A 24,995-nucleotide genomic window follows, 5' to 3' on the forward strand; every position below is an offset into this window, starting at 1 on the left:
AAGAAAACACTGGAGGTATATGATGGGGATTAAAGAGAGATGGATAGCAAGTTTATTATTACTAATAACGATTGTGGGTTTAATATTTGCTTGGGAGCAGGTGAAGCCTGAATGGCCAAAGTTTGTTGCATTCTTTGGTGATACACCTAAAGAAATTAAAGGGAAACGTTATAATACTATTGATGAAGCTTTAAAAGAATTTGCGCAAGCTTATGCTGATGATTTCCATATTGATGAATATCAAGTACATCATCATGCAACAGATAAATTTATTAAACAAAATCAAATCCCTGGTGTGATTACATTTAATATGAAGGAAAAGAATCTGCGTAATCCAGAGTTTAAACTCACACCAATTTATATTAATAAAGAAAAGAATCAATATTATGTTACTGCGAATGGTATTTCAGGATCATCAAATAAAGTAAAAGAGTCTTCAAAGTATAGTCATTTTTCACAGCCAATTAAATCTATTAATTATGATTTCATGGTTGCTATAAAGAAAGCATATTTACCTAAAACTGATGTTGTATTACCTTTAAAAGAAAAGAATATGTATGTAGGAATTAATGCATATCCGGAGAGTGAACTGGAAGAAGAATAAATGAAAAATCTTAAATTAACGATATTAGGATTTATTCTAGTTATGATTGGTTTAGCTTTTTGGGGTTATGCAGATGGTAAAGGTGTAGGATTAATGAGTTATTATGGACTTTTCACAGCATTATTTATGGGGATTGGTTTTCCATTATTCTTTAAAAATTTAGCGAAGTATTTAGATAGTAAGGAAGAAATACATTAGTAAAGGAATGTGATTGAATGTACTCAAAATTAAAGAATGTTAGATTTATGCTTTATTATTTTGGTGTATATGCTCCTATAATGCTTTTAATTCTAACTTTCTCACCACTAACAGAAGAGTATTCTGTAAAGATGTTACTCATTATTATTAATGTAATGATGTTAGTAAGTACGATATATAGTCTTATTGTTGTAAGGAATATAATAAATAAGCTAGAAAAGGAAGAAAACATTAAAGATTAATAATATCATTTATTAAAGCAGCCAATTTATTATGGCTGCTTTTTCCTTGAGAAACTGATTTGATTGATTCTTCATGAAAGTACTATTCTATGTAAAATTAATATAACTTTATAATACAGCAACATTTATCAAAAATAATATGAATGTATAAGATACAATATTTGTGAGGTGATAAATATTGAATGGAGAAGATATTAATAAGATTATTGAACTTGTTGAAGAAAATCTGCTCGAAAATTATGCTTTGGATGATTATGTAGAAATGACAGGTTACTCTAAGTTTCATTTAATAAGGATGTTTAAAAAAGTCACAGGTTATACTTTTTACGATTATGTATTAAGTAGGCGTATTGTTAATGCATCACAGTATTTATTGTATACGGATATTTCCATTATCGATTTAGCATTTTTATTGAACTTTCAGTCTCAAGAAGCGTTTTCTAGAAGGTTTAAAGCGATTTATGGATTGCCACCAGGTAAGTATCGCAAATTGATGAGTGGATTAAATAACACACAAAATAAGGAGGAAGAAACAATGACAGTAGAAACAATAAAAGGATGGTTATTAACTGGGACAACAGCACATTTATATGAAACAAAGATAGATCATAAAGTATTTCATAGTGGTCAGAAATCAGCTTTATTATCATCAAGCAAAGAGGAATCAGAATATAATGACAATACATTTGGTACTTTAATGCAAAGTATATCTGCAGAAAAATATAGAGGCAAACGTATTAAATTTTCTGCTTTTGTAAAAACTGAAGAAGCTGATAAATGTGGTGTTTGGGCAAGAATTGATGATGCAAAGTATGATATATTACAATTTGATAATATGATGGATAGAGCGATTATTGGAACAAATGAATGGAATTATTATTCAGTCGTATTAGATGTAAGTGAGCAAGCTGAAGCAATGCATTTCGGGGTAATTTTGGTGGGTAAAGGTAAGGTCTGGTTAGATCAATTTAAAATAGAAGAAGTTGACTTGACTGTTAAAAACACGGATAGTTTAAATCAGTCTCAAGAATTGCCAAAAGAACCGACAAATTTGGATTTTGAGGATTAGTAAAATGGATAAAAGAATTACTTTAATGGTTACGAAGTTATTTTTGGTAGTAGTTTATTTTTTATTATTATTAAATTTGCTTTTCTGGTTATATTATATGGGACAGTATGTTTTTCATTATGAAGTAATCACAATAAAAATATTTGATATTCCATACTTAAAACCAGTTATTATACTATGTTTAGTATGTATGGCTATGTTACTTGAATATAAAGAGAAGAAGTTAGAAGGGAAAAAAACTAATCATTGATGATTAGTTTTTTTTATGAGTAATAAAGTTACTACTTCTCATCATAAAAGAAATAGTAATATACAATTAATCCAACAGGTAATGCGAAAAGCGGTGTTACGACTACACTAGCGATACAAGCAGATAAAAAATACATATATTTAAATCTTCCATAGTCCATTTCTTTTCCATTAAACGATAAATAAAATCTTTATTAGTCAATTAAAAAAACTCCTTATTAATAGATAAAAGTTATATCTAAAAAGAATAATGACAATAATTAGACTGCCTCCATTATTAAGTTGTTTAATTATGCCCTTTTAATCATATTTCACACACAATTCCTATCACTTGATTAAAGTTATTGCGCTTAAAATTGGAATAGCAAATAGTTTAACCTTAAAATTACCTTAAATTTGTATTATTTTTTTACCATTTATTTCATCTTATATTACAATGTAACAAAGAATAGCTTAATTAGGAGGTTTGAATTTTGTTGAGAACAATTATTTTATCTATATTAGCAGTTATTTTGTTTTTTAACACAATGAAACAAGTTAATCAAAGTCATTTAGATACATGGTTTATATTATATTTTTTAGTTTATGTTTCTCTCGTCCTTATGTGGAAGAATGAAAAAACTACAAAAAGACGACATTAAACTACAATAGATAACATTTCATGAAATTTAAAAATACATATACGGAGGTTTTTTGGTTGATCGATAAATTTATAAATATTGTTTCTAGTATTTTTTTTATTATTTTAGCTTTAGACTTTTTCGGTTTAATTTACCTAAATGCATCGAAATTTTGGATACTTTTAATTTTAGTTATCTTTATAATTTTTAACTTAATATTTAAGGAGGAACCTGAAAAATGAGAGATTATATAATTGAAATATTAATGATAGTGTTTTCTATCTTAATGATTGGTTTAATTTTTAATGCTTTTGATATTAAATTTAATGGAAAAGAGCCAGTTATGTTTGGTTTAGGATTATTTATTGGAGAAACAATCTATCGTTTATCATATAAGAAAACGCAATATAATAAAAATCACCCATAACAATAGTTGTAGATGAATGTAATACATTAAGTTATGAAATCAATAGAGCAATTCAACTTATTAAAAACATGCGATTTTTAGAAATCACTTAAAGAGATTCACTCACATGAAAGTAACTTGAGTAATTATAAAAATAATTTGTAATTATTAAATTAAACAACGCATTGACATATCGATAAAGAGATTTACAGCCTTTGATAAATATGGTTATATTGAATTAATATACATGATATTATTAGATAGGAGAAAATGATATGAAGAAAATCAAAGTATTAGCATCAGTAGCGTTATTATCAGTTGCTTTACCGGTTTCACATATTGATACTGTAATGAGTACAAATACAGTTAAAGCTGCGGTGAAAGTCGGATACCCAACTTCTAAATACAAAAAGGGTGCACCAGTGAAGTTTAGTAATTGTAAATCATTAAATAAGTATTATCCTTATGGTGTCACTTATAACCATAAGTCTTATGCCAAAAAATTAGATCGTGATAAAGACAAAATGGCATGTGAAGCTAAAGCAATGGTATTCAAAGCTTGGATGGCCAAAAATTAGAAATTTTAGCCCTACAAAATTTGTTGGGCTTTTTTTATGAAATTTGTATATAGGGGAATGTAATGATTAAATTTACTGAATTTATAAAAACACCAAATCCAGCTAAGACAAAAGTTAAGTTTAATATGAATAATAAGAAAGATAGAGCATGGGACTTAATGTTAGATGACGATCCTGAATGGATAATGATGAATGCATATAAAACAAAACAGTCTAATAATAACTTAAATAATGCAGAATATGTAATAAGTTTAGCGCAATATTATCCTTATGGTCCTGAATTTTTTATGTTTGGTGGCATTTATAAAGTAGAAAAAATTGTGCCTGAAGTATTCAACAATATAGGTTATAAATTAATTTTACAAGAAGAATATCAGGAATATATTAAAAGATTAATCATTAAGATTAAAGAACCTATTGGTAGGAATTTATATAATCGTTGGTTTGAATCATTAGATGGTTCATTAGAGCCAGAAATATATGAATTAGCGCCAAGTACAAAACTAGGGCATTTTCCTGGATATCAAAATGTGAGAATAAGACATAGAGACTTACAACGTATCATTAATAAAGGAGAGCCAAGTTGGAAAGATGCCTTAAGTAATGTTAAAGGTGTGTATGTCATTACCGATACGAGTAATGGCAAATTATATGTTGGTTCAGCTTCTGGTAATGCTAATGGTATTTGGCAACGCTGGTCAAGTTATGCAAATCTAGAGAATCCTACTGGTGAAAACAAAGGTTTTAAAGAAATTCTTGAACTGCATACTAACGAATATATAATCAATAATTTTCAATATTCGATATTAGAGATATTTGATACGAAAACTAAACAAGAAGTAATCATTGCACGTGAAAATCATTGGAAAAAAGTGTTTGAAAGTAAGCGATTTGGTATGAACTTTAATTAAATGGGTATACATTTTTTAAAGAACTAAAATATTACATAAGAACTGTATGTGGTTGGTTAAAAACCTACATACAGTTCTTTATTAGAATTATATTATTTTATTGTTATTTGGCTTAGAAATAAGGCTAATAATTTTATTCATTTGTGCTCTCTTTGACTTTCTGATTGTGAAGTTATTAATAGAGCCTATCCAGCTGGCTAACTGTACGAGAGTGAACTCTACAACTTTAAATATAAATTCCATTTGTAATACACCTCATTTATGTGTTTGCTAACATATTATCATAACTTTTTATTATGATACAATATTTGTATATTTTAACTTTATTAACTTAATAAAATTTCTAAGCACTTTTTTTGGAGGCTTCTATGGATTATTATCAACTCATGTTCCTTAATATTATTGAAAACAATTTAGATTTCGAACATATCGAACTCTTACCAGATCAAAGTCGTTTCTTACAAAATGATAAACTTAATCATGCCGTATTTGAGCGAATTAGATTAGAGATGACTGAGCATTTTCATGCGTTATTTAAGAATGAAGAAAAGATAAAAGTAATATTCTGTGTAGAGTATAAGCATCCATATAAGTGTTTAAATTTAAGAAAGTATTTCAGTAAGTATGAGGCCTTTAAATTTAGTATTCAGAATAATGATTTAAGTAATGAATGTCATCAATATGAGTATGTCATTCAAAAGCGTCATTTGAAGTTAACTAAGTTGATTAAAGATATTAGCTATCAAGACTTTAGATATGAATCACAGACATACAGAAAAGCATCTATATTAACAGTACTTACTAATATGGATGAAGACATATTCTATTACCCATATGATGATCGTGGGGCAGTAAAATTAGAATTATAGTATAAAATTTTCTAAGTCTCTAGTTCAATTTGAACAGAGACTATTTTTATTATTTTCTTTTTCTTGTAACGAAACCCTCATAACTATGAATAATATATAGAAGGAGGCAGAAGATGAATGAAAATCAGATATATGTAGAATATAGAGAATTTATTTATAAATTTCCATTGAAGTATTTAAAGAACAGAGATTTAGCTGAAGAAATCACACAAGAAACATTTTATCAGGCTTTAAAGTCATTACGTTACTTTGATCCAAATAAAAATACTAAATTTTCGTCATGGTTATGCCAGATTGCATTAAACCTAGCCAAACAGTCACTTCAGAAAAATACACGTCAAAATAATTTAGTAGATAAGCTGTCGAATAATCTAGAGACAACGTCGATTGATTTAGAAGCGAGTTATTTAATTAAAGAGCAATTAGGGGATTTATATACGTCAATCGGCAAGTTAAAGGCATTAGAAAAAGAAGTCGTATTACTTAGAATTGAAAAGGAACTGTCTTTTCATGAAATTGCAGTGATCTATGGAAAAACTGAAAATTGGGCAAGAGTGACGTATTTCAGAGCAAAACAAAAATTAATCGAGGTGAAACAGAATGAATCATAGTGTATTTAAGGATCTTTTACTCAATTATATCGATGGTTTAACAAGTGATGAAACCAATGCAATAATGGAAGAACACATGCGAGAATGTGAATCGTGTAAAAATATATATCATCATTTAAAAGAAGAGGCTATAAGCGAGGATACATCAGTATATTCACACGATAATCAGGAATTCGATGCATTTAAGAAAGTTAAGAAAAGCCATAACAAGAAGATAATTTGGTCGGTTTTAGGGACTTTATTCATTGCAAGTTTGTTGTTTGGTTTATATACCTACCTTTATAGCACACAATGGATTACAAATTCAAATGACGTAAAAGTAGTTGTTAAAGCAGAGGGGAATAAGAGAATTATTCATATTAAGGCCAAGAACAATAAGCATTTTGTAGTACCAAGTGAAGAGATATATGTAAAGTCTAAAGGGACCAGAGAGTATATTATTTATGAGGCTAGAAAAGGTAATTATGCCCCAGAGCTAATTAAGAATGGTATAAATCTCCCTGTTAATTTTGTTAATCAGAACACCATCATTAATCGTGATAATCAAAAAGAAAAAATCGACGATAAAGATGAAGTTGTCTTAAGATTCAAAGATAAAAAAGTAAAGATGAAATTATTAGACTTGTATCAAAGTAAAAGTAAATAAATAGTAAGAAATAAGTCAGTATGATAACAAGCACCTCATTTAAAGAGATGCTTGTTATTTTAGTATTTATTAAAATAACCCTTTATTTCCTGTGCTTAATTTTTCCAGGTTTTTTTATTCTGAAGTATAATTGAAACAAGGAGCTGATGAGATGGAGACGATCAAATTAAATAATGGTATGGAGATGCCGGTACTAGGTTTTGGTACATATTTAAGCGATAATACGCATATTGGAAAGTATGTTGAACAGGCGATTCGTGTGGGTTACCGTTTAATTGATACGGCGGCTTATTATCATAATGAAGCTGCAGTAGGTCATTCTATACTTAAGTCAGGCGTGCCACGAGAAGAGATTTTCTTAACAACAAAAGTGATGTCAGATGGTTATGATGCAACAATCAATGCATTTAATGAATCACTAGCGAAGTTAGGGGTTGAATATTGTGATCTTGTACTGATTCACTGGCCGACGAACGACAGTATCGGTACGTATCAGGCATTAGAATCTTTTGTAGAGAGTGGGAAAGTTAGAGCGATTGGGTTATCTAATTTTAATACGATGGAGACAGATGAAATACTCAAAGTAGCGAAGGTTAAACCTGTCGTTAATCAAATAGAGACGCATATTAATTTACAACATAAGAAGATGCATCAATTTTTACGAGCAAATGATATCGTGCATCAAGCTTGGTCTCCACTTGGAGAAGGTGCATGTTTAGAGAATACTGTCGTAAAAGAATTATCAAGTAAATATGGGAAAACACCAGCTCAAATTATGCTCAGATTCTTAATTCAAGAACAGATTGTTGTCATTCCTAAGTCTACAAGTTTAGAACATATTAAAGGGAATATTGATATATTTGACTTTACTTTAACCATAGAGGATATGAATTTACTGAGGTTATTAGACAAGAAACAATCTATTTCAGGTTGGCCAAAGTCGATGGATAGTGAACTAGATTACTAAGAATGGAGAAATCCATTCTTTTTTAATTTCTTATTTTAAAAGAAAGGTCAAATTAGGTCAAAATAATGTTTGACCTAATTTGACCAAAGGTGTATAATGTAATTAACAAAGGGAAAAGTAACTTAGTAACCTTTGTTGATACACTACAATTAAATATAGGAGTGATTTAAATGAACAACGGAATTTTTAATAATAACTTTGATGCAATCTTTGACAGTATGTTCAACAACATGAATGGACACACAGAGAAAAAATTTTTTATAAATGGTAAAGAAGTGACAGAAGAACAATTAAGAGCATTACAACAAGGGCAAATGAATAACCCATCTCAACAATCTGTACAAAGAAATATACAAGAGGGTCAACAAGAGCAAGGTATACTTGCAAAGCTTGGTCGTAATTTAACGGAGGAAGCTAGAGCGGGCAAACTGGACCCGGTTATCGGACGTGATCAGGAGATTCGTAATACAGCTGAAGTGTTAAGTCGACGTATCAAGAACAATCCGATTCTTGTAGGTGAGGCTGGTGTTGGTAAAACGGCAATAGTAGAAGGCTTAGCTCAAGCGATTATTGATGGTGATGTACCAAATGCCATCAAGGATAAAGAAATTTATGCAATTGATATTTCTGCACTTGAAGCAGGCACTCAATATCGTGGTGCATTTGAAGAGAATGTTCAGAATTTAATGAATGAAGTTAAGTCATTAGGAAATGCTATATTATTCTTTGACGAAATTCATCAAATGATTGGTAGTGGCTCTACTGGTGGTGAATCAGGTAGTAAAGGTTTATCAGATATCATTAAACCTGCATTGAGTCGTGGTGAAATTTCATTAATCGGTGCAACGACTCAAGATGAATATCGCAATAATATCCTAAAAGACGCTGCATTAAGTCGTCGTTTCAATGAAGTAATAGTCAATGAACCAAGTATGGAAACAACAGTTAATATCTTAAACGGTATTAAAGATAAATATGCAGAACATCATAATGTAGTAATAGATGAAGATGCAGTTAAAGCATGTGTAGAGTTATCAATTCAATATATGCCACAACGTTTGTTACCGGATAAAGCGATTGATTTATTAGATATTACAGCAGCACATGTTGCATCAATGGCAATTGAAACCCCTGAAAATAGTACTGAAGCGATTGAAGTATTAGAGGAGCAGAAATTAAAAGCAGTCGAGGCTGAAGATTACGAAAAAGCGGGACAGCTTCAAATGCAAATTAAAACAATAAAAGATCAAAGTACAAGCATTAATACAGATAACAAGATTTCAAGAGAAGCTATTGCAGAAACGGTTGAACGCTTAACAGGTATTCCTGTGTCACAAATGAACGAAGATGATTTAGAACAACTTAAAAATCTTCAAAGTCGTCTTGAAGAAAAAATTATTGGTCAAAATAAGGCGGTAGAAGCGGTGTCTAAAGCCATTCGTCGAAATCGTGCAGGCTTTGATGAAGGAAACCGACCAATTGGTAGTTTCTTATTTGTCGGACCAACGGGTGTCGGAAAAACAGAGTTGGCAAAACAATTAGCACTTGATATGTTTGGCTCTAAAGAAGCATTGATTCGCTTGGATATGAGTGAGTATATGGATCAAACTGCAATGTCAAAAATGATTGGGACAACAGCAGGATATGTAGGTTACGATGATAACTCGAACACGTTAACTGAAAAAGTACGTCGTCATCCATATTCAGTGGTTCTGTTTGATGAAATAGAAAAAGCCAATCCACAAATCTTAACGTTATTACTTCAAATGTTAGATGATGGTAAATTAACAGACGGACAAGGGAATGTCGTTAACTTTAAAAATACAATTATCATTGCTACAAGTAATGCTGGCTTTGGAGAAGGACAAGAAGAGAATAGAGAAAACATCTTAGACGATTTAAAACACTACTTCAGACCAGAATTCTTAAATCGATTTAACGGTATCATCGAGTTCCATCATTTACAAAAAGAAGACTTAACTCAAATCGTAGATTTAATGCTAAAAGATGTGCAACAAACATTAAATAAAAAAGACATCAAAATGTCAATCACTGATGAGTCTAAAACATGGCTCATTAATCAAGGCTACGACAAAGCACTTGGTGCGCGTCCATTACGTCGTGTCGTTGAACAAAATGTAAGAGATACGATTACTGATTACTATTTAGATCATACTGATGTTAAAGAGATTACATTAGTATTAGATCAAGCAACAAATACAATTAAAGTAGCTGAATAATATTTGAAACAGACATTCTTATTAGGATGTCTGTTATTATATTGTTGAATAATGATATCTAAGGTGTGATGTAATGATTATAAGAAAGAAAATAGAATCAATGATTGCTAAATCATATCAAGTTCAACCTGAGTATCCATGGAGAAATCATAAAGACTATGCTGTGTATCGTCATAAGGATAATCATAAATGGTTTGCACTGATAATGGATTTATCTCCGGACAAATTGGGTTTAGAAGGTGATGAAGCAATTGATGTCATCAATGTTAAAGTGGATAATGCATTCATTGGACCACTGAGAAAAAAGAAAGGCATTTATTCAGCTTATCACATGAATAAATCCCACTGGATCAGTATTAACTTAAATGAATTTGATGATTTAGAAGAACTCATCGGTTTTATAGATGAGAGCTATGAATTGACTCAATAAGTCCTATAACAATAGGGCTTATTTATTATTAATGTACTTAGTATATGTAATTAAAGTAAAGCTAAGCAATATGAATAAACCAATTTTAATCCAAAAATTAAAATAAAAACTAAATACAATGACACAGAGAACACTATATATCATATGGATGAAAATATAATTGTAATAATCTCTAGGCAATAATGTTTGCTTCTTCTTTTCATCATTGAAAATAAATGCTGCAAAGAGATTACTGATAACCAAGTGAAACATAATGTCTGATACATTATCTTTAATGAAAAGTCCGAGTAATAAATTAATACATAATATGATAAAAAGATAAAATGGATTCAATTAATCACACTCCTTTTAAATGTTATATTTAAATTATATTGGTAAATAATATAAATGAAAAGTGTAAATAAATTTAAGATTAAGTTATGAATTGAGCACAATCACTTTTCCAAAACTATTGTGTGCTTCTAAATTGGCGTGTGCATTTGGTGTATCTTCTAAAGTAAATACTTTTTCGGGTTGAATTTGAATATTGTAATGTTGAATATAATCAAGTAAGGCATTTAGTTTATCACCATCAACATTATCTGAATAGAAGCTTGTTAAATAACTGTTCACTTTAATATCAAATATCGGATCGAAATCTTCTAGATACCATTTACCACCTAGTTGTCCTGTATTACAAACTATTCCGCCTTCATTTAAGTGTTGAAAACTATTTTTGATTGAAGCGGGGCCAATGAGTTCGAGTATTTTATCGTATGTATTTTCTGGTTGTAACGTATTATTTTGATTCACAATTACTTCATCAAAACCCGCTTCAAGTAATACCGCTTACTTATTCATATTTCTAGTAGTGCCAGTGACTTTAATATCAGGAAATTTGACCTTTAATGAGTTTTAAAAATGTTACACCAACGCCGCTTGTTGCACCACGCACGAGTATGCGATCAGTTTGTGTTACTTTTAAATTTAAGGGTGAACCATATGCTGTGTAATACGTTTCAAGTATTGTAGCAAGGATTTCCCATGGTAAATCAGTTTCTACTGCATAAATTTGTTCGTTATGAAGTAATACATATTCAGCATAACTCCCATCGAAATCACGCCCCATTTCTCCCATGATTGAAATGACTTTTTGACCGATCGGTAAATTTTCTTGATCGGTTGTTTCCTCAATAATACCTGCACATTCTATCCCTAAAATTCTCGGGAATTTTACTGAGGGTGATAACCCTTGTCTCGTAAATATTTCTGAATGATTAATACCAAATCCTATAATTTTAATGCGTGATTATCCTGGTTTTACTTCAGGTATTTCAACTTCTTCTAACTTTAATTGTTCAGGACCACCAGGTTCATAAATAACGATTGCTTTCATCATTTTCACCTCATTATTATGTATTGTGCCCTTCATATTATTGTATTACAAATTAGCTAAAAATATTTAATATTTATCTCATTATATTAACAATATAGACAAAAATGAATATAGATAATCATCTATATTATGGTATGATAAAAGTGTAGAGAAAAAGGCAGCAAGCATTGTTATGAAAGTAGGTGAATATTTGAAATCAATATGGTTGTTCTTTCAAGAACAAATTTTAGGAATGAAGTGGCTAAACTATTTGATTGGCAATGGTTTAAGTCATCTTGGATTAGATATAACAAATCGTTGGGTAGCGAGTCTTCAATTTTTTATATATGATGTCATTAAAATCACGGTTTTACTTTGTGTATTAATCTTTGTGATTTCATATATTCAAAGTTACTTTCCACCAGAACGAAGTCGTAAAATATTAGGTAAGTATAAAGGTGTGGGTGCCAATATTATGGCAGCATTATTAGGGACTGTGACACCTTTCTGCAGTTGTTCTTCTATTCCTTTATTTATGGGATTCACGAGTGCTGGTTTACCATTAGGCGTAACATTCTCATTCTTAATTTCAAGTCCAATGGTTGATTTAGGTAGTTTAGTCTTACTTACAAGTATATTTGGTCTTAATATTTCTATCGTTTATGTTATTGTAGGGCTTATCATTGCGGTAATAGGTGGTACCATCATTGAAAAATTAAATATGGATGATCAAGTAGAAGACTTCATTCGAAATGCAAAGATGATGGAGATGGACGTACCATCTTTAAAGATTAAAGATAGAATTGATTTCGCAATTGAACAAGTTACTGATACTTTTAAAAAAGTATTCCCATATATATTAATTGGAGTAGGTATTGGTGCGCTCATTCATAACTGGGTGCCAGAAGATTGGGTTACAAACATGTTAGGTAGTAATAATCCATTTGGCGTTGTCATTGCCACTTTGATTGGTATTCCGATGTATGCAGATATCTTTGGTGTCATTCCGATTGCAGAAGCATTACTTGCTAAAGGTGCACAACTCGGAACAGTGTTATCATTTATGATGGCTGTGACGACATTGAGCTTACCGTCACTCATATTGCTAAAAAAAGCTGTGAAGATGAAATTACTTTTAACGTTTGTTGTGATTTGTACGATTGGTATTATTATCGTTGGTTATCTATTTAATATGTTGGAAGGCATATTGATATAGCATATTATAAATATAATTAGAAGGAGTGTTAATGATGTGTTTATTTAACAAGAAGGAAGCAGTCAATGAATCAAGTGGAAATGTAAAAGTATTAGGCTCAGGATGTAAGAAATGTCATGAACTAGAACAATCGGTTCAAACAGCGCTGAATGATTTAAACATTAATGAAACGGTTGATCATGTTACGGATATTGCAGAAATCGCAAAATACGGTGTGATGTCGACACCAGCATTAGTAATTAATGAAGAAGTTGTATCATATGGTAAAGTATTAAATGTTGAAGAAGCAAAAGCAATATTACAAGAAAAATTATAGTTTTTGGCCGAGATGAAAATCTCGGCTTTTTCTATGTCATAATTTATAAAAATATTGTAAAAAAGATAGTCTAATTGTAAATTTGTTGTTCCAAATGTAAATAATTTTAATATAATAATATTAAGTAGATATTTTTGTTTGGGGGAATTTTCATGAAACTGTTAAAAGGATTTATTGCAGTAATTCTTTTGTTAGTATTACTACCACAAAGGGAATCACAAGCAATTTCATCAAAGTATAACGTAAAGTATGTTTCCGTTATTGACGGGGATACAGCATCCGTTAAATTAGGAAACAAAACAATTAAAATTCGATTATTATTAATCGATACACCAGAATCAAAAGATCCTAGAAAACCAGTACAACCCTATGCGAAAGAAGCGGCTAAATTTCTAGAGAACCATATGTGTTATGGACGTCTACAAATTCAATATGATAATAATCAAAAAGTAGATAAGTATGGCCGTCATTTAGTATATTTATATGCGAACGGTAAACTAGTGAATAATGAGATGGTGCGCTATGGGTATGCAAGAGTGGGCTTTATTTATTCGCAGAAATATTATTTAAATACATTAAAAAAAAGTGAAGCACACGCGAAGAAAAAACAATATAAAATTTGGTCAATAAAAGGATACGTTAATCCTTTAGGTGAAGGGTTTATTTACAAAACTAAGCCAACAAAAATAAAATCAACTACAAGCAATGTTTCAACACTAGTGTCTACACCAAATACACGTAAGGTTCAAAAGACACCGACACCATCACGTGCAGGATATCCAACATCGCGATATAAAAGTGGGGCACCAACTGTACTTGCGAATTGTACGGAAGTAAAGCAATACTACCCATACGGAATTACTGATAGTCATATCTCATATCAATCGAAATTTGACCGTGACAATGACCGCATGGGCTGCGAACCATCAGGCATGCAGTATCAAAGCTGGATGGTGAATAACTAAAAAGAAGAAGGTATCCAAATTAACCGGATGCCTTCTTTTCATTTACAATAATATCACCAGGTTGGCAGTCTAAATAATCACATATCGCTTCAAGTGTACTGAAACGGACAGCTTTGGCTTTACCTGTTTTTAAAATAGATAGATTAGCAATTGTAACATCAACAGCTTTAGATAGTTCAGTCAATGAGACATTTCTATCTTTGAGTATTTCATCAAGTTTAATTTTTATCATAGTAAACACCTAAATTGTTAAGTCATTTTCTTCTTTGATTTTTTTAGATTCATCGTAAATATCAAGTGATGTAAGAATAACGATAGCTAATATAAATAATAATTGATTAGTATCTACAGTAGTATCTAATAAAGTTCGGTATTCGACTGGTGCATCTAAATATTTTTTTAATAAATTTAATCCAGCATAAATCAACGTGAAGTTAGCAATTAAGAAAAGTTTACCATAATTAATAGAGTTGAAATAGTCTTTAATGTCTACCTTTTTCATTAACTGATATGTAAAGATGAGTATTAAAAGTATAAGTATGAACTGGAGTATAAAAGCGATGAAATAATAAACGCCTTTATTTGAGAAATTCCATATACCATGACTTAAATCATTATTCAAAAAGTTGATGATTGAAAAGACATTAGACGTTAAAGCTACAAAAAATGTAAAGATAATAAAATATTTCGTAAACGTTAAATATTTATTGCTGTTTTCCATATAAACACTCCTTTTATCGTTTTACAATAAAAATAGTGCCGTTACAATTAATCTGTTATAATTTAGTTATGATGATGTTCAAGATTCAAGTAGTAAGTCTTTCGAACTATCAGTAATGTATTGTTTATTTTTCTATTGAAATATCAAAATGATGAATACTATTGTTATCCTTAAATTGATAAGATATACCGTAATCAATTTTATAAGATTTTAGTATGTGAGTAGTTTTGTAAATAGTATTAAATGTTTTAATCGAGACTTCATTTTTTGATGTATTTCGGATAGATATTATATCGTATTTTTCACCTTCAAGATTGAATGTTTTAATCAATTTCAACTCATCTTTTGAGAGTATTTTCATGATTTCATCCATGACTTTATTCATTTCGTTGTAATCCCCTTTAGCTATATTTGTTGACATGATTATCGCTGTAGTGAAATATGTAATTGGAAAGAGAGGTACTGTAACACCTCCCTTGCAGATCCGTATAAGACGGTGACTAACTTAATGATGATAGTTTTTTATAACCATCAAGTTCGTCAAAGCTTTATTGATGGTTATTTTTTATGACTTTTTCCAAATCAAAATAATAAGGACTGTCAAATTTGTTACGCATATAATCATGATTCAAATATTCAAAAAACGTATTGAGTCCTTCAATCACTGCAAATTTATACACATCTGAAGGTATCGTATAAGTGTGGATTACTTCCTCAACGTATTGATTGATATCTTCTACAAATCCTTTTTGAATCAAGCGTTTGCCTTCCTCATTCAACTCTGTATCATGTACTTCAAACTTTACTTGATCTGTAATGATTTCAGTTTTTATCGTGTAATCAATATCTAGGTAAGTAAATTCATAAGATTGATGCGTTGTTGATAAATATAGATCATGCCAAAGTAGATACAAGTCACTTGTATGAATGCTTCTAGGAATTATGATTTCACCATTGAAGATTAATTCGATACTACCTTCGAAATATCCTTCGTTTTTAATTAATTCAATACGTTCTAGTTTTTTGAAGATTTCACCTGTTGGCACTGCATCAGTATCAGGATATTCATCTAGTAGTAAATAGTACATAGATGTGTGTTCATAAGGATGGATTGCTACGGTACTTGCGAAAGTATTGATAGTTATTTTGTCCATTTTTAACATTACTATTTAATATCTATCCAATATCTTTCTACATCGATGTCGTCATGTTCATCGTGAACACTATTTTCATAAATACCGCCGCATGCTATTATCGTTTTTCGACTGCCGATGTTGTCCACATCGCAAGTTAATAATGCACGATCCACACCTTTTTTATTTAAGAAAGCAAGACTCTCTTGTAACATCCACTTCGCAACACCTTTTCTTCGTTCATCCGGTCTAACAGAATAACCTATATGTCCACCTATTTGAATTAAGAAGTCATTCAGGTAATGACGGATATTCACCATACCTACGATTTTATTATGTGCATTTACGCATAAGAACTGCGTTGCAGGTACTAAGCCATGTGGAATACGTTCTAAGTTATCACTATTTTCTACTTTTTCAAACCATACATCAAAGTCATCAAAGTTATGAAGCGAAGATGAGCCGTGGATAACTTCTTTCGTTTCTTTAAATTCTTGTTGGTATTTTAATATGTCTTCTTTATATTCGATTGTAGGTCGAACGAGTTTAAGTATTGTCATTATGATAACCTCCTTATATTTTTTATGATTATACACGAAATGGGAATTTATTGATATAATATTCTAAAAATATAGGAAGTGATTGTATGGAGTATAATATTTCATTGTTTAATAACGAAGATGCAACCGAAATTAAACAGTTAATTCATCGTGCAATGTTGGAAACAAACATACAGGATTATTCTTTAGAAAGCCTTCAGGAAGATATGAAGGCAATTGATGAAGAGATGCTAAAAGAACGTGCGAGTTTTACAAATTTTTATGTATTTCGTGAGGGTATTAAGATTGTTGGAACAGGTGCTATTGGTCCTTATTGGGATAGCTTAATTGAAAGTAGTTTGTTTACGATATTTGTGTTGCCAGAATATCAAGGCTTTGGATTAGGAAGACTAATTGTTGAAACATTAGAACAAGATGAATATTATAAGCGCGCAAGTAGAGTTGAGGTTCCAGCATCAATAACTGCTGTAGACTTTTATATAAAGTTTGGTTATGAAGTAAAACCAGGTGTAACAGGGCCGGATGAAGAAGGTATAATAAGAATGGAGAAGTATAAATAGGAGGAGTTACTATGAAAATCGAACATATCGCGATGTACGTGAAAGATTTAGAGCAAATGAAAGATTTTTATTGTCATTATTTTAATGGTAAAGCGAATGATAAATACCATAATCCAAATACGGGTTTAGAGACGTATTTTATTACATTTGAAGAGGGTGCACGTTTGGAATTAATGGCACGTCCGGGTGTGACTGAATCAAGTGAAGATTTATGGGTTTACGGATTAACACATTTAGCGATGAGTGTTGGTGATAAAGAGATGGTAGATACTTTGACGAATACTTTAATTGAAGCAGGATGCGAGCACATTTCAGGACCTCGTACAACAGGTGATGGATATTATGAAAGTTGCGTTAAAGATCCAGAAGGAAATCAAATTGAAATAACAGTATAATGATGGGTATTTATTGTAAATTTTGTTATAATTATATAAAATAATAATTCTATAACGAGGTGATGACATGTTAAAGTTTTTCAAACGTAAGAAGAAAGAAACAAAAAGTACATATCCACCGAAACATGCGACGAAAGAATATAACCCAGATGCGCAAGATTCATCATATCAAAAGGCAGTTAAATCAATAGGTAATAGCTATAGAGAAACACTAGATAATAATTCGGGCATTAGCGGTTCATAACCATCACTGAGGTGATGGTTATTTTGATATAAACAGATAAATTGAATTATATATTGTGTGCTGTACAATGAGGGTACAATTTCGAAAGGGTGAGTGAAATGAATACATTAATATTTGGTGCAAATGGTCAAGTCGGTAAACAACTAGTTGAAAAGCTAGCGAAAGATAGTAATGTAACGCCGATCGCTGTGATTAGAAAAGATGAACAGAAGCCTTATTTTGATGGTTTAAATGTAGAAACTAGAATTTTAGATTTAGAAGATGATTTACCAGCTTATGAAGCGGTATTTAATAATATTGATAGTGTGATATTTACAGCAGGATCAGGTGGAAGTACTGGTGCAGATAAGACAATGTTAATTGACTTAGATGCTGCAGTAAAGACAATTAATACTGCAGACAAATTAGGTGTGAAACGTTTTGTAATGGTAAGTTCATTCGATACAACACGTGCAGCCATTCAAGATGCGGATAGTGACTTTAGACCATATGTTGTTGCAAAACATTTCGCAGATAACGTGTTACGTGATGCAGGACTAGATTATACAATTGTACATCCTGGCATTTTATCAGATGATAAAGAGACAGGAAAAGTTAAAGTTGCAGAGACTGTAGATGTAGCAAAAATTACAAGAGCAGATGTTGCTGAAGTATTAATGTCAGTCATTGAAAATGACAATACAATCGGTAAAGAATTTCAAGTCGTGAACGGTGAAACACCGATCGAGGAAGCAATTAAAAGCTTATCATAATGAGAATTTGAAGATAGATAAATCCCACAATGTAGAAATCATTGTGGGATTTAGTTTTATATTACGTTAGATTAATAAGATGAAAGTGTTACTATTTTGATAATTTATAGGTTAATCATATAATCAATATATACAAAATAATGTAAATCAACTGGAGGATAATATGAAATTTAATATTAAAGAGATAAATGTTCTAGAATCTAACATTTCACCATTTTTGAAAGTGGAAAATGAATATAGAATTAGAATATTGCATGACAGATTATCATCGAGTGATTTCAAAATGATTTTATCTATGGTAGATAGTGAAAAGTTTTTGATGTTATTAATATACAATACCGGATTTCGTAAACATATGAGTCGAAAAAAATATCAATTGAATCGATATTTTAAAATTACGAACTGGAAAGAGCATTTCATTAATGACGAAGAAATGCCATATCCAAGACGTATAATTGAAGTTAATAATATTTCTAAAGATGAAATACTAAAGTACTATATAGGTATAATGAGGGGTCAGGTGACACCAATTGTTACTAGTTTCTTAACTAATACTACGTTACTTCGATTCAGTCCATTTTATATTGATATTGTTAGTGAAGATGTGAAGTTAATTGAAAGTTTAAGGTTGAAGTTTAATGGGATTTTTGAAAAAGAGTTTGAGAAAATAGCACCGATAAGTGAGGATGAAATATAGTAGAAAAAGCACAAACGGAAACTAACCGTTTGTGCTTTTGAATTATGCTCCAAATAATTTTAATATTGTACTTATTAATATACCAATGATACCAAAGTCAGCATCACCAAATGTTGTGTTTTGGAATCCTAAGTCTCCTAATAGAGGCAATAATAATGCTGGCAACATACTAATGACAAGTCCGTTAGCAATAGAGCCAAAAATAGCACCGCGTCGTCCGCCTGTCGCATTACCAAAGACTCCAGCTGTTGCGCCAGTAAAGAAATGAGGTACGAGACCAGGAACAATTACTTTCAGTCCTAGGACAGGTAAAATAAACATTGAAACGATACCTGCTAAGAAACTGAACAAGAATCCAATTATAACGGCATTTGGTGCAAAGGGGAAGACTGTCGGACAGTCCAATGCTGGACGAGCATTTGGTACAAGCTTATCTGCAATCCCTTTAAATGCAGGTACGATTTCAGCTATTAACATACGAACACCTGCAAGTACGATATACACACCAGCAGCAAATGTAATAGCCTGAATAAATGAGAATACTAAAAAGTTAGATCCATTAGATAATTCTTTCTCAACGAAATCTGGTCCAGCAAATAGTGCAACGATTAAGAATAATATCGTCATTGTAAGTGACACAGCTACAGAAGTATCACGTAAAAATCCTAATGACTTAGGTACTTTAATAGTTTCTGTAGAATTCTCTTTGTTACCAACAAGTTTACCAATTGTTGCAGAAATGAAATATCCTACTGATCCAAAGTGACCAATTGCAAAATCATCAGACCCTGTAATTTCTCGAACAGTAGGTTGAAGTAAAGCTGGGAATAAGACCATACATAAACCTAAAATTACTGAGCCGATGATAATAATCGTAATATTACTCAAGTTTGAAACTGATAACGTTGCTGCGATTAAACATGCCATAAATAAAGTATGGTGACCTGTTAAAAAAACATATTTAAATTTTGTAAATCGAGCAAACACTAAGTTCATAATCATACCAAAGACCATAATCATTGCAGTGGCAGTTCCGATTTTTTCTTGAGCTACCGCAACAATAGCTTCATTGTTTGGAATGATGCCATTAACATGAAATGCTTCATCGAACATTTTACCGAATATATCAAGAGAACCGATGATAACATTGGCACCTGCACCAATGATGATGAATCCCATTACAGTTTTTAAAGTACCGGATACTACACTAGCAATATCTTTTTTCTGAAGTAGCAATCCAAGTAGGGCAAATAAACCTACTAAGATTGCTGGTGTACCTAATATATCTTTCATTAATATATCTAACATTGAATACACATCCTCTTATAATAGTGGTGATAATTTTTCTTTGATTTCAGGAACATTCATCACATTTTGTAATGTAACTATTGTTCTTGAACCGTCTTCTAAATTGCCCATAATATCTTCTGCACCTAAGAAAATGTCTGCTGTCTCAGTTTTTGCAGATGCTAAATCTGTGTGACTTACCTCAGCTTCTTTACCTAATTCAGTTAATGCTTTTTTAACGTTCATTTCCATAATGAAACTTGATCCTAATCCATTTCCACATACGACTAATATTTTTTTCATTTTTATTTCCTCCATTTTATAAGTTAATATTATTAATTAAATTAATAATTTCTTCTTTATTTGTTGCTGTTTTTAAGATGTTTAAATATTCATCTTTTCCTAGGATTTCTGTCATTTCAGCTAAAGCTTTTAAGTGTGCATTTTGATCTTTTGCTGAAAGAACAATCATAGCTTTAACTGATTTGTCATTTGGGAAAATGACGGGTTCTTTAAAGTTAGCAAAAGCTAATCCAACTTCTAATGCACCATCTTCAGGACGCGCATGAGGTATTGCAATGTCAGGCATAATCACGATATATGGACCAAGATCAATAACTGAGTTGATCATTGCATTTATATATTCCTCAGTGATTATATTTTTAGATAGAAGTGGCGCAGATGCTTGCTTAATGCTTTCTTGCCATGTTGTAACTTCAAGATGCGTTTGTATAAATTCTTCAGTTAGTAATTCTTTTAGCATAGGTTGATATCCCTCCCTAAAGTGATGTTTCGGTTTTAATAATTGAGCTATAGCTCGATACAACTGTTGTTCATTCTTTACTTCTGCATAATCTTTGATAACATCCATTAAATCGTTAATAGAATATTCAGGCCTAAAAGGGATATTTAATTTTTCGTTTAATTTTTCATTTAAATACTCTAACTCATTTACACTTAAAGATTCTGTAATTAAATAGACAGGTTTATCACTTTTTAGTGCATGTGTCGAAAAAATTATATCGACCTGATCCCTAACTTCATGTACTTTACTGATAGAAGTAGGTGATAAAAAAATTAGTGATGGAAAATAATTTTTCAATTTTTGGGTGAGTGACTGGCTAATTGCCATACCATTTGGACAGGCGACAATGGCAATTTCATGATTAGTAACGGTATTACCTTGATTTCTTGTTATGCCTGCAAAATAAAGAGACCATAAAATAATTTCATTATCACTGAATGTAATTTCGAGTTCTGATTCTAAATCTTTAATAGCACGTCTAGTAAAGGTTATGATAGGTTTCATAGATGGTTGAATGAGCGTCTCAGTGTTAACGACTGTTTTTATACCGTACTTAGCTCTTAATACCGCGGGATAAAAATGTCTGATTAATTGTTGAATTAATTTATCCTTTTCAACGATAATGACACCACTTAAGATTTCAAAATTTTGTACAAACTTTAATAGTAATTGTTCTGTATGTTTATCGGTAGTAAGAGTATTGTTTGTTATTACACTAGTACTTTGAATCATTAAAATAACAAGTGGATGATAACCTTTTATGTGATTATCACTTTCAAATTGTTGGGTCTTTGTTTTCAACTGTTCAATTTCTAATTTAGAATTAAAATGCGCATGATCAATTACAAATAACGCGAATTGAATCGCTTTTCTATGATTATCACTAATGGGATGGCCAAGTTGCAATTCAATATTAGAAATATCCTTGTCATAAAGTTCGTTAAGATTAATTTCTTTTTCTGCAATAAATGAAAGTAGATATTTAGAATAAAATTTAGGCGCTATTTGATGAACTAAATTAATAAAAAGTAAATCTCTGTCTTCAGCATTCATCTTTAATTCATAGCCATTTGTACGATTATATTCGACGGCACCATTCAAATTAATAACTTGCTCTTTTAAAATTTTTACATCTTGTAATATTGTATTTCTTGAGACATTACCAATTTCTATTAAATGTTCAATTGAAATATATTCATGATCTAATAGAAAGTAAAATAATAATATATTAATACGTTCATCTTCTGTGAAAACTAAATCTTGATATGAAATGTTAGACAAATTATTATTAAAATCAACCAGTTCATTTATAAAAACTTCATCTTTTTTTACGATTATTCTAAATGTATCAGCAATTTTGTCTAATTCGTATTTCAATTTTTTATTTGAAATATTTAATTGATAAATTAAGTCTCTAATAGTAATTGATTGCTGTTTCTTTAATAAATCTAGAATCTTCAAATTAAGTTCTGATAACTGCATAGCCTCACATCACTTTCTGTTTTCATTATAGGACGCATTTTTATATATTGATACGATGATTGAGTCCAACTTTTTGAAATAAAGATTTCAAAAATTGTATTTAACTATTGTACATGATGTTATTTCTGATAAAAAAGATGAAATGAAATAAATAAAAAAAGAAGAAATTAATTATTATTACGACAATATTCTAATACACGGTGTTCCTCACATCAGTAAATTTGATTTTAATCGGGTGTAAATTGAGAATATGAAAATCATCAGGGCAAAATAAAATTAGAATTTTCTGATAAAACATTGACAAACAAGATGCAACTTTCTATAATATGTTTAATTTAATAAATAAGAACGTTTAGAGGAAAGTAGATTGTCGAATTTCTACAGCGAGCTTCAGGTGGTGAGATGGAGTGATTGAACGCAATTGAAAATGGCCTCTGTTGTTACATACTGAACGGTTACTATTAGGTAATGTCCGAGATTTGGCGCTCGTTATCAACGTCAGAGTATGATTTGTACTCATTGAGGTATTGTTAGTGATGGCAATACGAATAAAGGTGGTACCGTGGGAAACCCCTCACCCTTTACTAAAGAGTAAAGGAGTGTGGGGTTTTTTATTATGGCTGAAAGTGATATGCGTGACATGAAAATAATTCAAATTAAAATACTAAATTTATTGGAGGATAACGATTATGACAATTCAACAACCCAAATTCGATTACGTAGGAAGTTTCTTAAGACCTGCAAGATTAAAGCAAGCACGAGAGCAGTTTAAGAATAATAAAATTTCACAAGATGAATTAACGAAAGTAGAAAACGAAGAAATCATTAAACTCATCAAAAAGCTTGATGAACTAGGCTATCAAACCGTTACAGATGGTGAGTTTAGACGTAGTTATTGGCACCTTGATTTCTTCTTCGGATTCAATGGCATTGAGCAACAATTATTGGATCAAGGCTATCAGTTCAATAAAATTGAAACGCGAAGTGATTCTGTAAAATTTATTAATAAGATTGATGGAAACAACCATCCTTTTGTTGAACATTTTAAGTTCGTTCGAGATAATACTCCTGAACATTTAACGGTGAAACAAACCATTCCAGCTCCAGCACAATTATTAGTAGAGCTAACACGTCCAGGTGTTAAAGAAACAGTCGATACGATTTATCCAAATAAAGATGAATTGTATGATGATATCGTAAATTCATACAAACAAGTGATTGATGACTTATATCAAGAAGGATTAAAAGTTCTGCAACTAGATGATTGTTCTTGGGGGATTCATATCTCAGAAGAAATACGTGAGAAGATTCATGGAGATGGTAATGGGACAGACAAATCAAGTGAAGCATTAATTCAAGAAATTCTAGATATCAATAATCGCGTGATTGCAAATGCACCAGAAGATTTAGTCATTAATACGCACGTTTGTCGTGGGAATTATAAATCTGACTTTGCATCAAGTGGACCATATACGGCCATAGCTGATGAATTGTTTGGAAAAGAAAATGTTGATGGATATTATTTAGAATATGATACTGAACGTGCGGGTGGATTTGAACCTCTAGGAAAAGTAAGCGAAGAAAAGAAAGTGGTGTTAGGTCTAGTTACGTCAAAATTTCCTGAGTTGGAAGATAAACAGGTGATTATCGACAGAATTAAAGAAGCAACGCAATACATAGCGTTGGAAAGATTAAGTCTGAGTCCCCAATGTGGTTTCGCCTCAACTGAAGAAGGGAATGTATTGACCGAAGCTGATCAGTGGAAGAAATTAGAGTTAATTAAAGAAATAAGTGAAGAAGTGTTTTCTAAATAAAGACCTCAAAAAGTTTGAACTATAAAGTTCAAACTTTTTGAGGTCTATATAATA

Annotated in this window: 32 protein-coding genes and 1 other annotated feature; of the genes, 22 read left to right on the top strand and 10 right to left on the bottom strand. The window is 30.9% G+C overall.

Features of this window, described 5'->3' with window-relative positions; all coding sequences use genetic code 11:
* Positions 1-22 precede the first annotated feature (22 nt).
* From ACMGE9_RS09905 to ACMGE9_RS09965, 13 genes are all read left to right on the top strand, one after another.
* A complete protein-coding gene (locus ACMGE9_RS09905; RefSeq protein WP_414042603.1) occupies positions 23-604 on the top strand; it encodes a hypothetical protein in 582 nt (193 codons plus the stop codon).
* Positions 605-802 (top strand): hypothetical protein, encoded by a 198-nt coding sequence (locus tag ACMGE9_RS09910; protein WP_414042604.1) that lies wholly within the window; start codon positions 605-607, stop codon positions 800-802.
* A gap of 420 nt (positions 803-1,222) precedes the next feature.
* On the top strand, positions 1,223-2,113 hold the full coding sequence (locus ACMGE9_RS09915) for a helix-turn-helix domain-containing protein (RefSeq protein ID WP_414042605.1): 891 nt from the start codon (positions 1,223-1,225) through the stop codon (positions 2,111-2,113).
* Between the two features lie 4 nt (positions 2,114-2,117).
* A complete protein-coding gene (locus ACMGE9_RS09920) occupies positions 2,118-2,363 on the top strand; it encodes a hypothetical protein (protein WP_414042606.1) in 246 nt (81 codons plus the stop codon).
* 857 nt (positions 2,364-3,220) lie between these two features.
* On the top strand, positions 3,221-3,409 hold the full coding sequence (locus ACMGE9_RS09925) for a hypothetical protein (RefSeq protein WP_414042607.1): 189 nt from the start codon (positions 3,221-3,223) through the stop codon (positions 3,407-3,409).
* 254 nt (positions 3,410-3,663) lie between these two features.
* Positions 3,664-3,966, top strand: coding sequence for an excalibur calcium-binding domain-containing protein (locus tag ACMGE9_RS09930; RefSeq protein WP_414042608.1), 303 nt, complete (start codon positions 3,664-3,666; stop codon positions 3,964-3,966).
* A 62-nt stretch (positions 3,967-4,028) separates the two neighbouring features.
* A complete protein-coding gene (locus ACMGE9_RS09935; protein ID WP_414042609.1) occupies positions 4,029-4,877 on the top strand; it encodes a GIY-YIG nuclease family protein in 849 nt (282 codons plus the stop codon).
* A 368-nt stretch (positions 4,878-5,245) separates the two neighbouring features.
* The gene (locus ACMGE9_RS09940) at positions 5,246-5,746 is read left to right on the top strand and encodes a hypothetical protein (protein ID WP_414042610.1); all 501 of its coding nucleotides are present in this window, start codon (positions 5,246-5,248) and stop codon (positions 5,744-5,746) included.
* Between the two features lie 113 nt (positions 5,747-5,859).
* Positions 5,860-6,357, top strand: a complete 498-nt coding sequence (locus tag ACMGE9_RS09945; RefSeq protein WP_414042611.1) for an RNA polymerase sigma factor — start codon at positions 5,860-5,862, stop codon at positions 6,355-6,357.
* Positions 6,347-7,003 (top strand): anti-sigma factor family protein, encoded by a 657-nt coding sequence (locus ACMGE9_RS09950; protein ID WP_414042612.1) that lies wholly within the window; start codon positions 6,347-6,349, stop codon positions 7,001-7,003. Before ACMGE9_RS09945 ends, ACMGE9_RS09950 begins: the two co-directional genes overlap by 11 nt.
* 151 nt (positions 7,004-7,154) lie before the next feature.
* Positions 7,155-7,970 carry an aldo/keto reductase gene (locus ACMGE9_RS09955; RefSeq protein WP_414042613.1) on the top strand — a complete coding sequence of 272 codons (816 nt, stop codon included), beginning with the start codon at positions 7,155-7,157 and terminating at the stop codon, positions 7,968-7,970.
* Positions 7,971-8,140: 170 nt separating this feature from the next.
* Entirely contained in the window at positions 8,141-10,210 is a 2,070-nt protein-coding gene (locus ACMGE9_RS09960) for an AAA family ATPase (protein WP_414042614.1), read from the top strand.
* Positions 10,211-10,283: 73 nt separating this feature from the next.
* Positions 10,284-10,640 carry an MmcQ/YjbR family DNA-binding protein gene (locus ACMGE9_RS09965; RefSeq protein ID WP_414042615.1) on the top strand — a complete coding sequence of 119 codons (357 nt, stop codon included), beginning with the start codon at positions 10,284-10,286 and terminating at the stop codon, positions 10,638-10,640.
* 417 nt (positions 10,641-11,057) lie between these two features.
* On the opposite strand, the gene ACMGE9_RS09970 is transcribed toward ACMGE9_RS09965, so the two are convergent.
* Complete coding sequence (locus ACMGE9_RS09970) at positions 11,058-11,432, bottom strand: zinc-binding dehydrogenase (protein ID WP_414042616.1); 375 nt, start codon at positions 11,430-11,432, stop codon at positions 11,058-11,060.
* A 76-nt stretch (positions 11,433-11,508) separates the two neighbouring features.
* Positions 11,509-11,922, bottom strand: coding sequence for an alcohol dehydrogenase catalytic domain-containing protein (locus tag ACMGE9_RS09975; RefSeq protein ID WP_414044489.1), 414 nt, complete (start codon positions 11,920-11,922; stop codon positions 11,509-11,511).
* A 265-nt stretch (positions 11,923-12,187) separates the two neighbouring features.
* On the opposite strand from ACMGE9_RS09975, the gene ACMGE9_RS09980 reads away from it, so the two are divergent.
* The 3 genes from ACMGE9_RS09980 (at position 12,188) to ACMGE9_RS09990 (ending at position 14,491) form a co-directional block, all read left to right on the top strand.
* Positions 12,188-13,210 carry a permease gene (locus ACMGE9_RS09980; protein WP_414042617.1) on the top strand — a complete coding sequence of 341 codons (1,023 nt, stop codon included), beginning with the start codon at positions 12,188-12,190 and terminating at the stop codon, positions 13,208-13,210.
* Positions 13,211-13,241: 31 nt separating this feature from the next.
* Positions 13,242-13,526, top strand: a complete 285-nt coding sequence (locus ACMGE9_RS09985; protein ID WP_414042618.1) for a thioredoxin family protein — start codon at positions 13,242-13,244, stop codon at positions 13,524-13,526.
* A 152-nt stretch (positions 13,527-13,678) separates the two neighbouring features.
* Positions 13,679-14,491, top strand: coding sequence for a thermonuclease family protein (locus ACMGE9_RS09990; RefSeq protein WP_414042619.1), 813 nt, complete (start codon positions 13,679-13,681; stop codon positions 14,489-14,491).
* A gap of 19 nt (positions 14,492-14,510) precedes the next feature.
* Here ACMGE9_RS09990 and ACMGE9_RS09995 read toward each other — a convergent pair whose 3' ends face one another.
* The 5 genes from ACMGE9_RS09995 to ACMGE9_RS10015 form a co-directional block, all read right to left on the bottom strand.
* A complete protein-coding gene (locus ACMGE9_RS09995) occupies positions 14,511-14,723 on the bottom strand; it encodes a helix-turn-helix domain-containing protein (RefSeq protein WP_414042620.1) in 213 nt (70 codons plus the stop codon).
* A gap of 9 nt (positions 14,724-14,732) precedes the next feature.
* Positions 14,733-15,212: a hypothetical protein gene (locus tag ACMGE9_RS10000; RefSeq protein ID WP_414042621.1), complete on the bottom strand. Its 480-nt coding sequence runs from the start codon at positions 15,210-15,212 to the stop codon at positions 14,733-14,735.
* Positions 15,213-15,336: 124 nt separating this feature from the next.
* A complete protein-coding gene (locus tag ACMGE9_RS10005; protein WP_414042622.1) occupies positions 15,337-15,597 on the bottom strand; it encodes a hypothetical protein in 261 nt (86 codons plus the stop codon).
* A 163-nt stretch (positions 15,598-15,760) separates the two neighbouring features.
* Positions 15,761-16,366 (bottom strand): hypothetical protein, encoded by a 606-nt coding sequence (locus ACMGE9_RS10010; RefSeq protein ID WP_414042623.1) that lies wholly within the window; start codon positions 16,364-16,366, stop codon positions 15,761-15,763.
* Between the two features lie 11 nt (positions 16,367-16,377).
* Positions 16,378-16,905, bottom strand: coding sequence for a GNAT family N-acetyltransferase (locus tag ACMGE9_RS10015; protein WP_414042624.1), 528 nt, complete (start codon positions 16,903-16,905; stop codon positions 16,378-16,380).
* Between the two features lie 86 nt (positions 16,906-16,991).
* Between ACMGE9_RS10015 and ACMGE9_RS10020 the strand changes: the two genes are divergently transcribed.
* From ACMGE9_RS10020 to ACMGE9_RS10040, 5 genes are all read left to right on the top strand, one after another.
* Positions 16,992-17,465 carry a GNAT family N-acetyltransferase gene (locus tag ACMGE9_RS10020; RefSeq protein ID WP_414042625.1) on the top strand — a complete coding sequence of 158 codons (474 nt, stop codon included), beginning with the start codon at positions 16,992-16,994 and terminating at the stop codon, positions 17,463-17,465.
* An 11-nt stretch (positions 17,466-17,476) separates the two neighbouring features.
* Entirely contained in the window at positions 17,477-17,860 is a 384-nt protein-coding gene (locus ACMGE9_RS10025; protein ID WP_414042626.1) for a VOC family protein, read from the top strand.
* 67 nt (positions 17,861-17,927) lie between these two features.
* A complete protein-coding gene (locus ACMGE9_RS10030) occupies positions 17,928-18,104 on the top strand; it encodes a hypothetical protein (protein ID WP_414042627.1) in 177 nt (58 codons plus the stop codon).
* Positions 18,105-18,202: 98 nt separating this feature from the next.
* A complete protein-coding gene (locus tag ACMGE9_RS10035) occupies positions 18,203-18,856 on the top strand; it encodes an SDR family oxidoreductase (protein WP_414042628.1) in 654 nt (217 codons plus the stop codon).
* 163 nt (positions 18,857-19,019) lie between these two features.
* The gene (locus tag ACMGE9_RS10040) at positions 19,020-19,553 is read left to right on the top strand and encodes a hypothetical protein (protein ID WP_414042629.1); all 534 of its coding nucleotides are present in this window, start codon (positions 19,020-19,022) and stop codon (positions 19,551-19,553) included.
* A gap of 42 nt (positions 19,554-19,595) precedes the next feature.
* Here the strand turns inward: ACMGE9_RS10040 and ACMGE9_RS10045 are convergent, their stop codons facing one another.
* Genes ACMGE9_RS10045 through ACMGE9_RS10055 form a run of 3 tightly spaced genes read right to left on the bottom strand, consistent with a single transcriptional unit; the run spans position 19,596 to position 23,127 of the window.
* Positions 19,596-20,861, bottom strand: coding sequence for a PTS ascorbate transporter subunit IIC (locus ACMGE9_RS10045; RefSeq protein WP_414042630.1), 1,266 nt, complete (start codon positions 20,859-20,861; stop codon positions 19,596-19,598).
* Between the two features lie 15 nt (positions 20,862-20,876).
* Complete coding sequence (locus tag ACMGE9_RS10050; protein WP_414042631.1) at positions 20,877-21,143, bottom strand: PTS sugar transporter subunit IIB; 267 nt, start codon at positions 21,141-21,143, stop codon at positions 20,877-20,879.
* A gap of 16 nt (positions 21,144-21,159) precedes the next feature.
* Positions 21,160-23,127 carry a BglG family transcription antiterminator gene (locus ACMGE9_RS10055; RefSeq protein ID WP_414042632.1) on the bottom strand — a complete coding sequence of 656 codons (1,968 nt, stop codon included), beginning with the start codon at positions 23,125-23,127 and terminating at the stop codon, positions 21,160-21,162.
* Between the two features lie 341 nt (positions 23,128-23,468).
* Positions 23,469-23,712, top strand: a binding site (T-box leader).
* Between the two features lie 104 nt (positions 23,713-23,816).
* On the opposite strand from ACMGE9_RS10055, the gene ACMGE9_RS10060 reads away from it, so the two are divergent.
* Positions 23,817-24,941 (top strand): 5-methyltetrahydropteroyltriglutamate--homocysteine S-methyltransferase, encoded by a 1,125-nt coding sequence (locus tag ACMGE9_RS10060; RefSeq protein ID WP_414042633.1) that lies wholly within the window; start codon positions 23,817-23,819, stop codon positions 24,939-24,941.
* Positions 24,942-24,995 lie beyond the last annotated feature (54 nt).

This window comes from Macrococcus animalis (assembly GCF_047425875.1).
Classification (GTDB): domain Bacteria; phylum Bacillota; class Bacilli; order Staphylococcales; family Staphylococcaceae; genus Macrococcoides; species Macrococcoides animalis.

Coding starts and splice junctions, on each gene's coding strand:
- ACMGE9_RS09905 (WP_414042603.1), top strand. CDS start 23: ATGGGGATTAAAGAGAGATGGATAGCAAGTTTATTATTACTAATAACG.
- ACMGE9_RS09910 (WP_414042604.1), top strand. CDS start 605: ATGAAAAATCTTAAATTAACGATATTAGGATTTATTCTAGTTATGATT.
- ACMGE9_RS09920 (WP_414042606.1), top strand. CDS start 2,118: ATGGATAAAAGAATTACTTTAATGGTTACGAAGTTATTTTTGGTAGTA.
- ACMGE9_RS09925 (WP_414042607.1), top strand. CDS start 3,221: ATGAGAGATTATATAATTGAAATATTAATGATAGTGTTTTCTATCTTA.
- ACMGE9_RS09930 (WP_414042608.1), top strand. CDS start 3,664: ATGAAGAAAATCAAAGTATTAGCATCAGTAGCGTTATTATCAGTTGCT.
- ACMGE9_RS09935 (WP_414042609.1), top strand. CDS start 4,029: ATGATTAAATTTACTGAATTTATAAAAACACCAAATCCAGCTAAGACA.
- ACMGE9_RS09940 (WP_414042610.1), top strand. CDS start 5,246: ATGGATTATTATCAACTCATGTTCCTTAATATTATTGAAAACAATTTA.
- ACMGE9_RS09945 (WP_414042611.1), top strand. CDS start 5,860: ATGAATGAAAATCAGATATATGTAGAATATAGAGAATTTATTTATAAA.
- ACMGE9_RS09950 (WP_414042612.1), top strand. CDS start 6,347: ATGAATCATAGTGTATTTAAGGATCTTTTACTCAATTATATCGATGGT.
- ACMGE9_RS09955 (WP_414042613.1), top strand. CDS start 7,155: ATGGAGACGATCAAATTAAATAATGGTATGGAGATGCCGGTACTAGGT.
- ACMGE9_RS09960 (WP_414042614.1), top strand. CDS start 8,141: ATGAACAACGGAATTTTTAATAATAACTTTGATGCAATCTTTGACAGT.
- ACMGE9_RS09965 (WP_414042615.1), top strand. CDS start 10,284: ATGATTATAAGAAAGAAAATAGAATCAATGATTGCTAAATCATATCAA.
- ACMGE9_RS09980 (WP_414042617.1), top strand. CDS start 12,188: ATGAAAGTAGGTGAATATTTGAAATCAATATGGTTGTTCTTTCAAGAA.
- ACMGE9_RS09985 (WP_414042618.1), top strand. CDS start 13,242: ATGATGTGTTTATTTAACAAGAAGGAAGCAGTCAATGAATCAAGTGGA.
- ACMGE9_RS09990 (WP_414042619.1), top strand. CDS start 13,679: ATGAAACTGTTAAAAGGATTTATTGCAGTAATTCTTTTGTTAGTATTA.
- ACMGE9_RS09995 (WP_414042620.1), bottom strand. CDS start 14,723: ATGATAAAAATTAAACTTGATGAAATACTCAAAGATAGAAATGTCTCA.
- ACMGE9_RS10000 (WP_414042621.1), bottom strand. CDS start 15,212: ATGGAAAACAGCAATAAATATTTAACGTTTACGAAATATTTTATTATC.
- ACMGE9_RS10005 (WP_414042622.1), bottom strand. CDS start 15,597: ATGAATAAAGTCATGGATGAAATCATGAAAATACTCTCAAAAGATGAG.
- ACMGE9_RS10010 (WP_414042623.1), bottom strand. CDS start 16,366: ATGGACAAAATAACTATCAATACTTTCGCAAGTACCGTAGCAATCCAT.
- ACMGE9_RS10015 (WP_414042624.1), bottom strand. CDS start 16,905: ATGACAATACTTAAACTCGTTCGACCTACAATCGAATATAAAGAAGAC.
- ACMGE9_RS10020 (WP_414042625.1), top strand. CDS start 16,992: ATGGAGTATAATATTTCATTGTTTAATAACGAAGATGCAACCGAAATT.
- ACMGE9_RS10025 (WP_414042626.1), top strand. CDS start 17,477: ATGAAAATCGAACATATCGCGATGTACGTGAAAGATTTAGAGCAAATG.
- ACMGE9_RS10030 (WP_414042627.1), top strand. CDS start 17,928: ATGTTAAAGTTTTTCAAACGTAAGAAGAAAGAAACAAAAAGTACATAT.
- ACMGE9_RS10035 (WP_414042628.1), top strand. CDS start 18,203: ATGAATACATTAATATTTGGTGCAAATGGTCAAGTCGGTAAACAACTA.
- ACMGE9_RS10040 (WP_414042629.1), top strand. CDS start 19,020: ATGAAATTTAATATTAAAGAGATAAATGTTCTAGAATCTAACATTTCA.
- ACMGE9_RS10045 (WP_414042630.1), bottom strand. CDS start 20,861: ATGTTAGATATATTAATGAAAGATATATTAGGTACACCAGCAATCTTA.
- ACMGE9_RS10050 (WP_414042631.1), bottom strand. CDS start 21,143: ATGAAAAAAATATTAGTCGTATGTGGAAATGGATTAGGATCAAGTTTC.
- ACMGE9_RS10055 (WP_414042632.1), bottom strand. CDS start 23,127: ATGCAGTTATCAGAACTTAATTTGAAGATTCTAGATTTATTAAAGAAA.
- ACMGE9_RS10060 (WP_414042633.1), top strand. CDS start 23,817: ATGACAATTCAACAACCCAAATTCGATTACGTAGGAAGTTTCTTAAGA.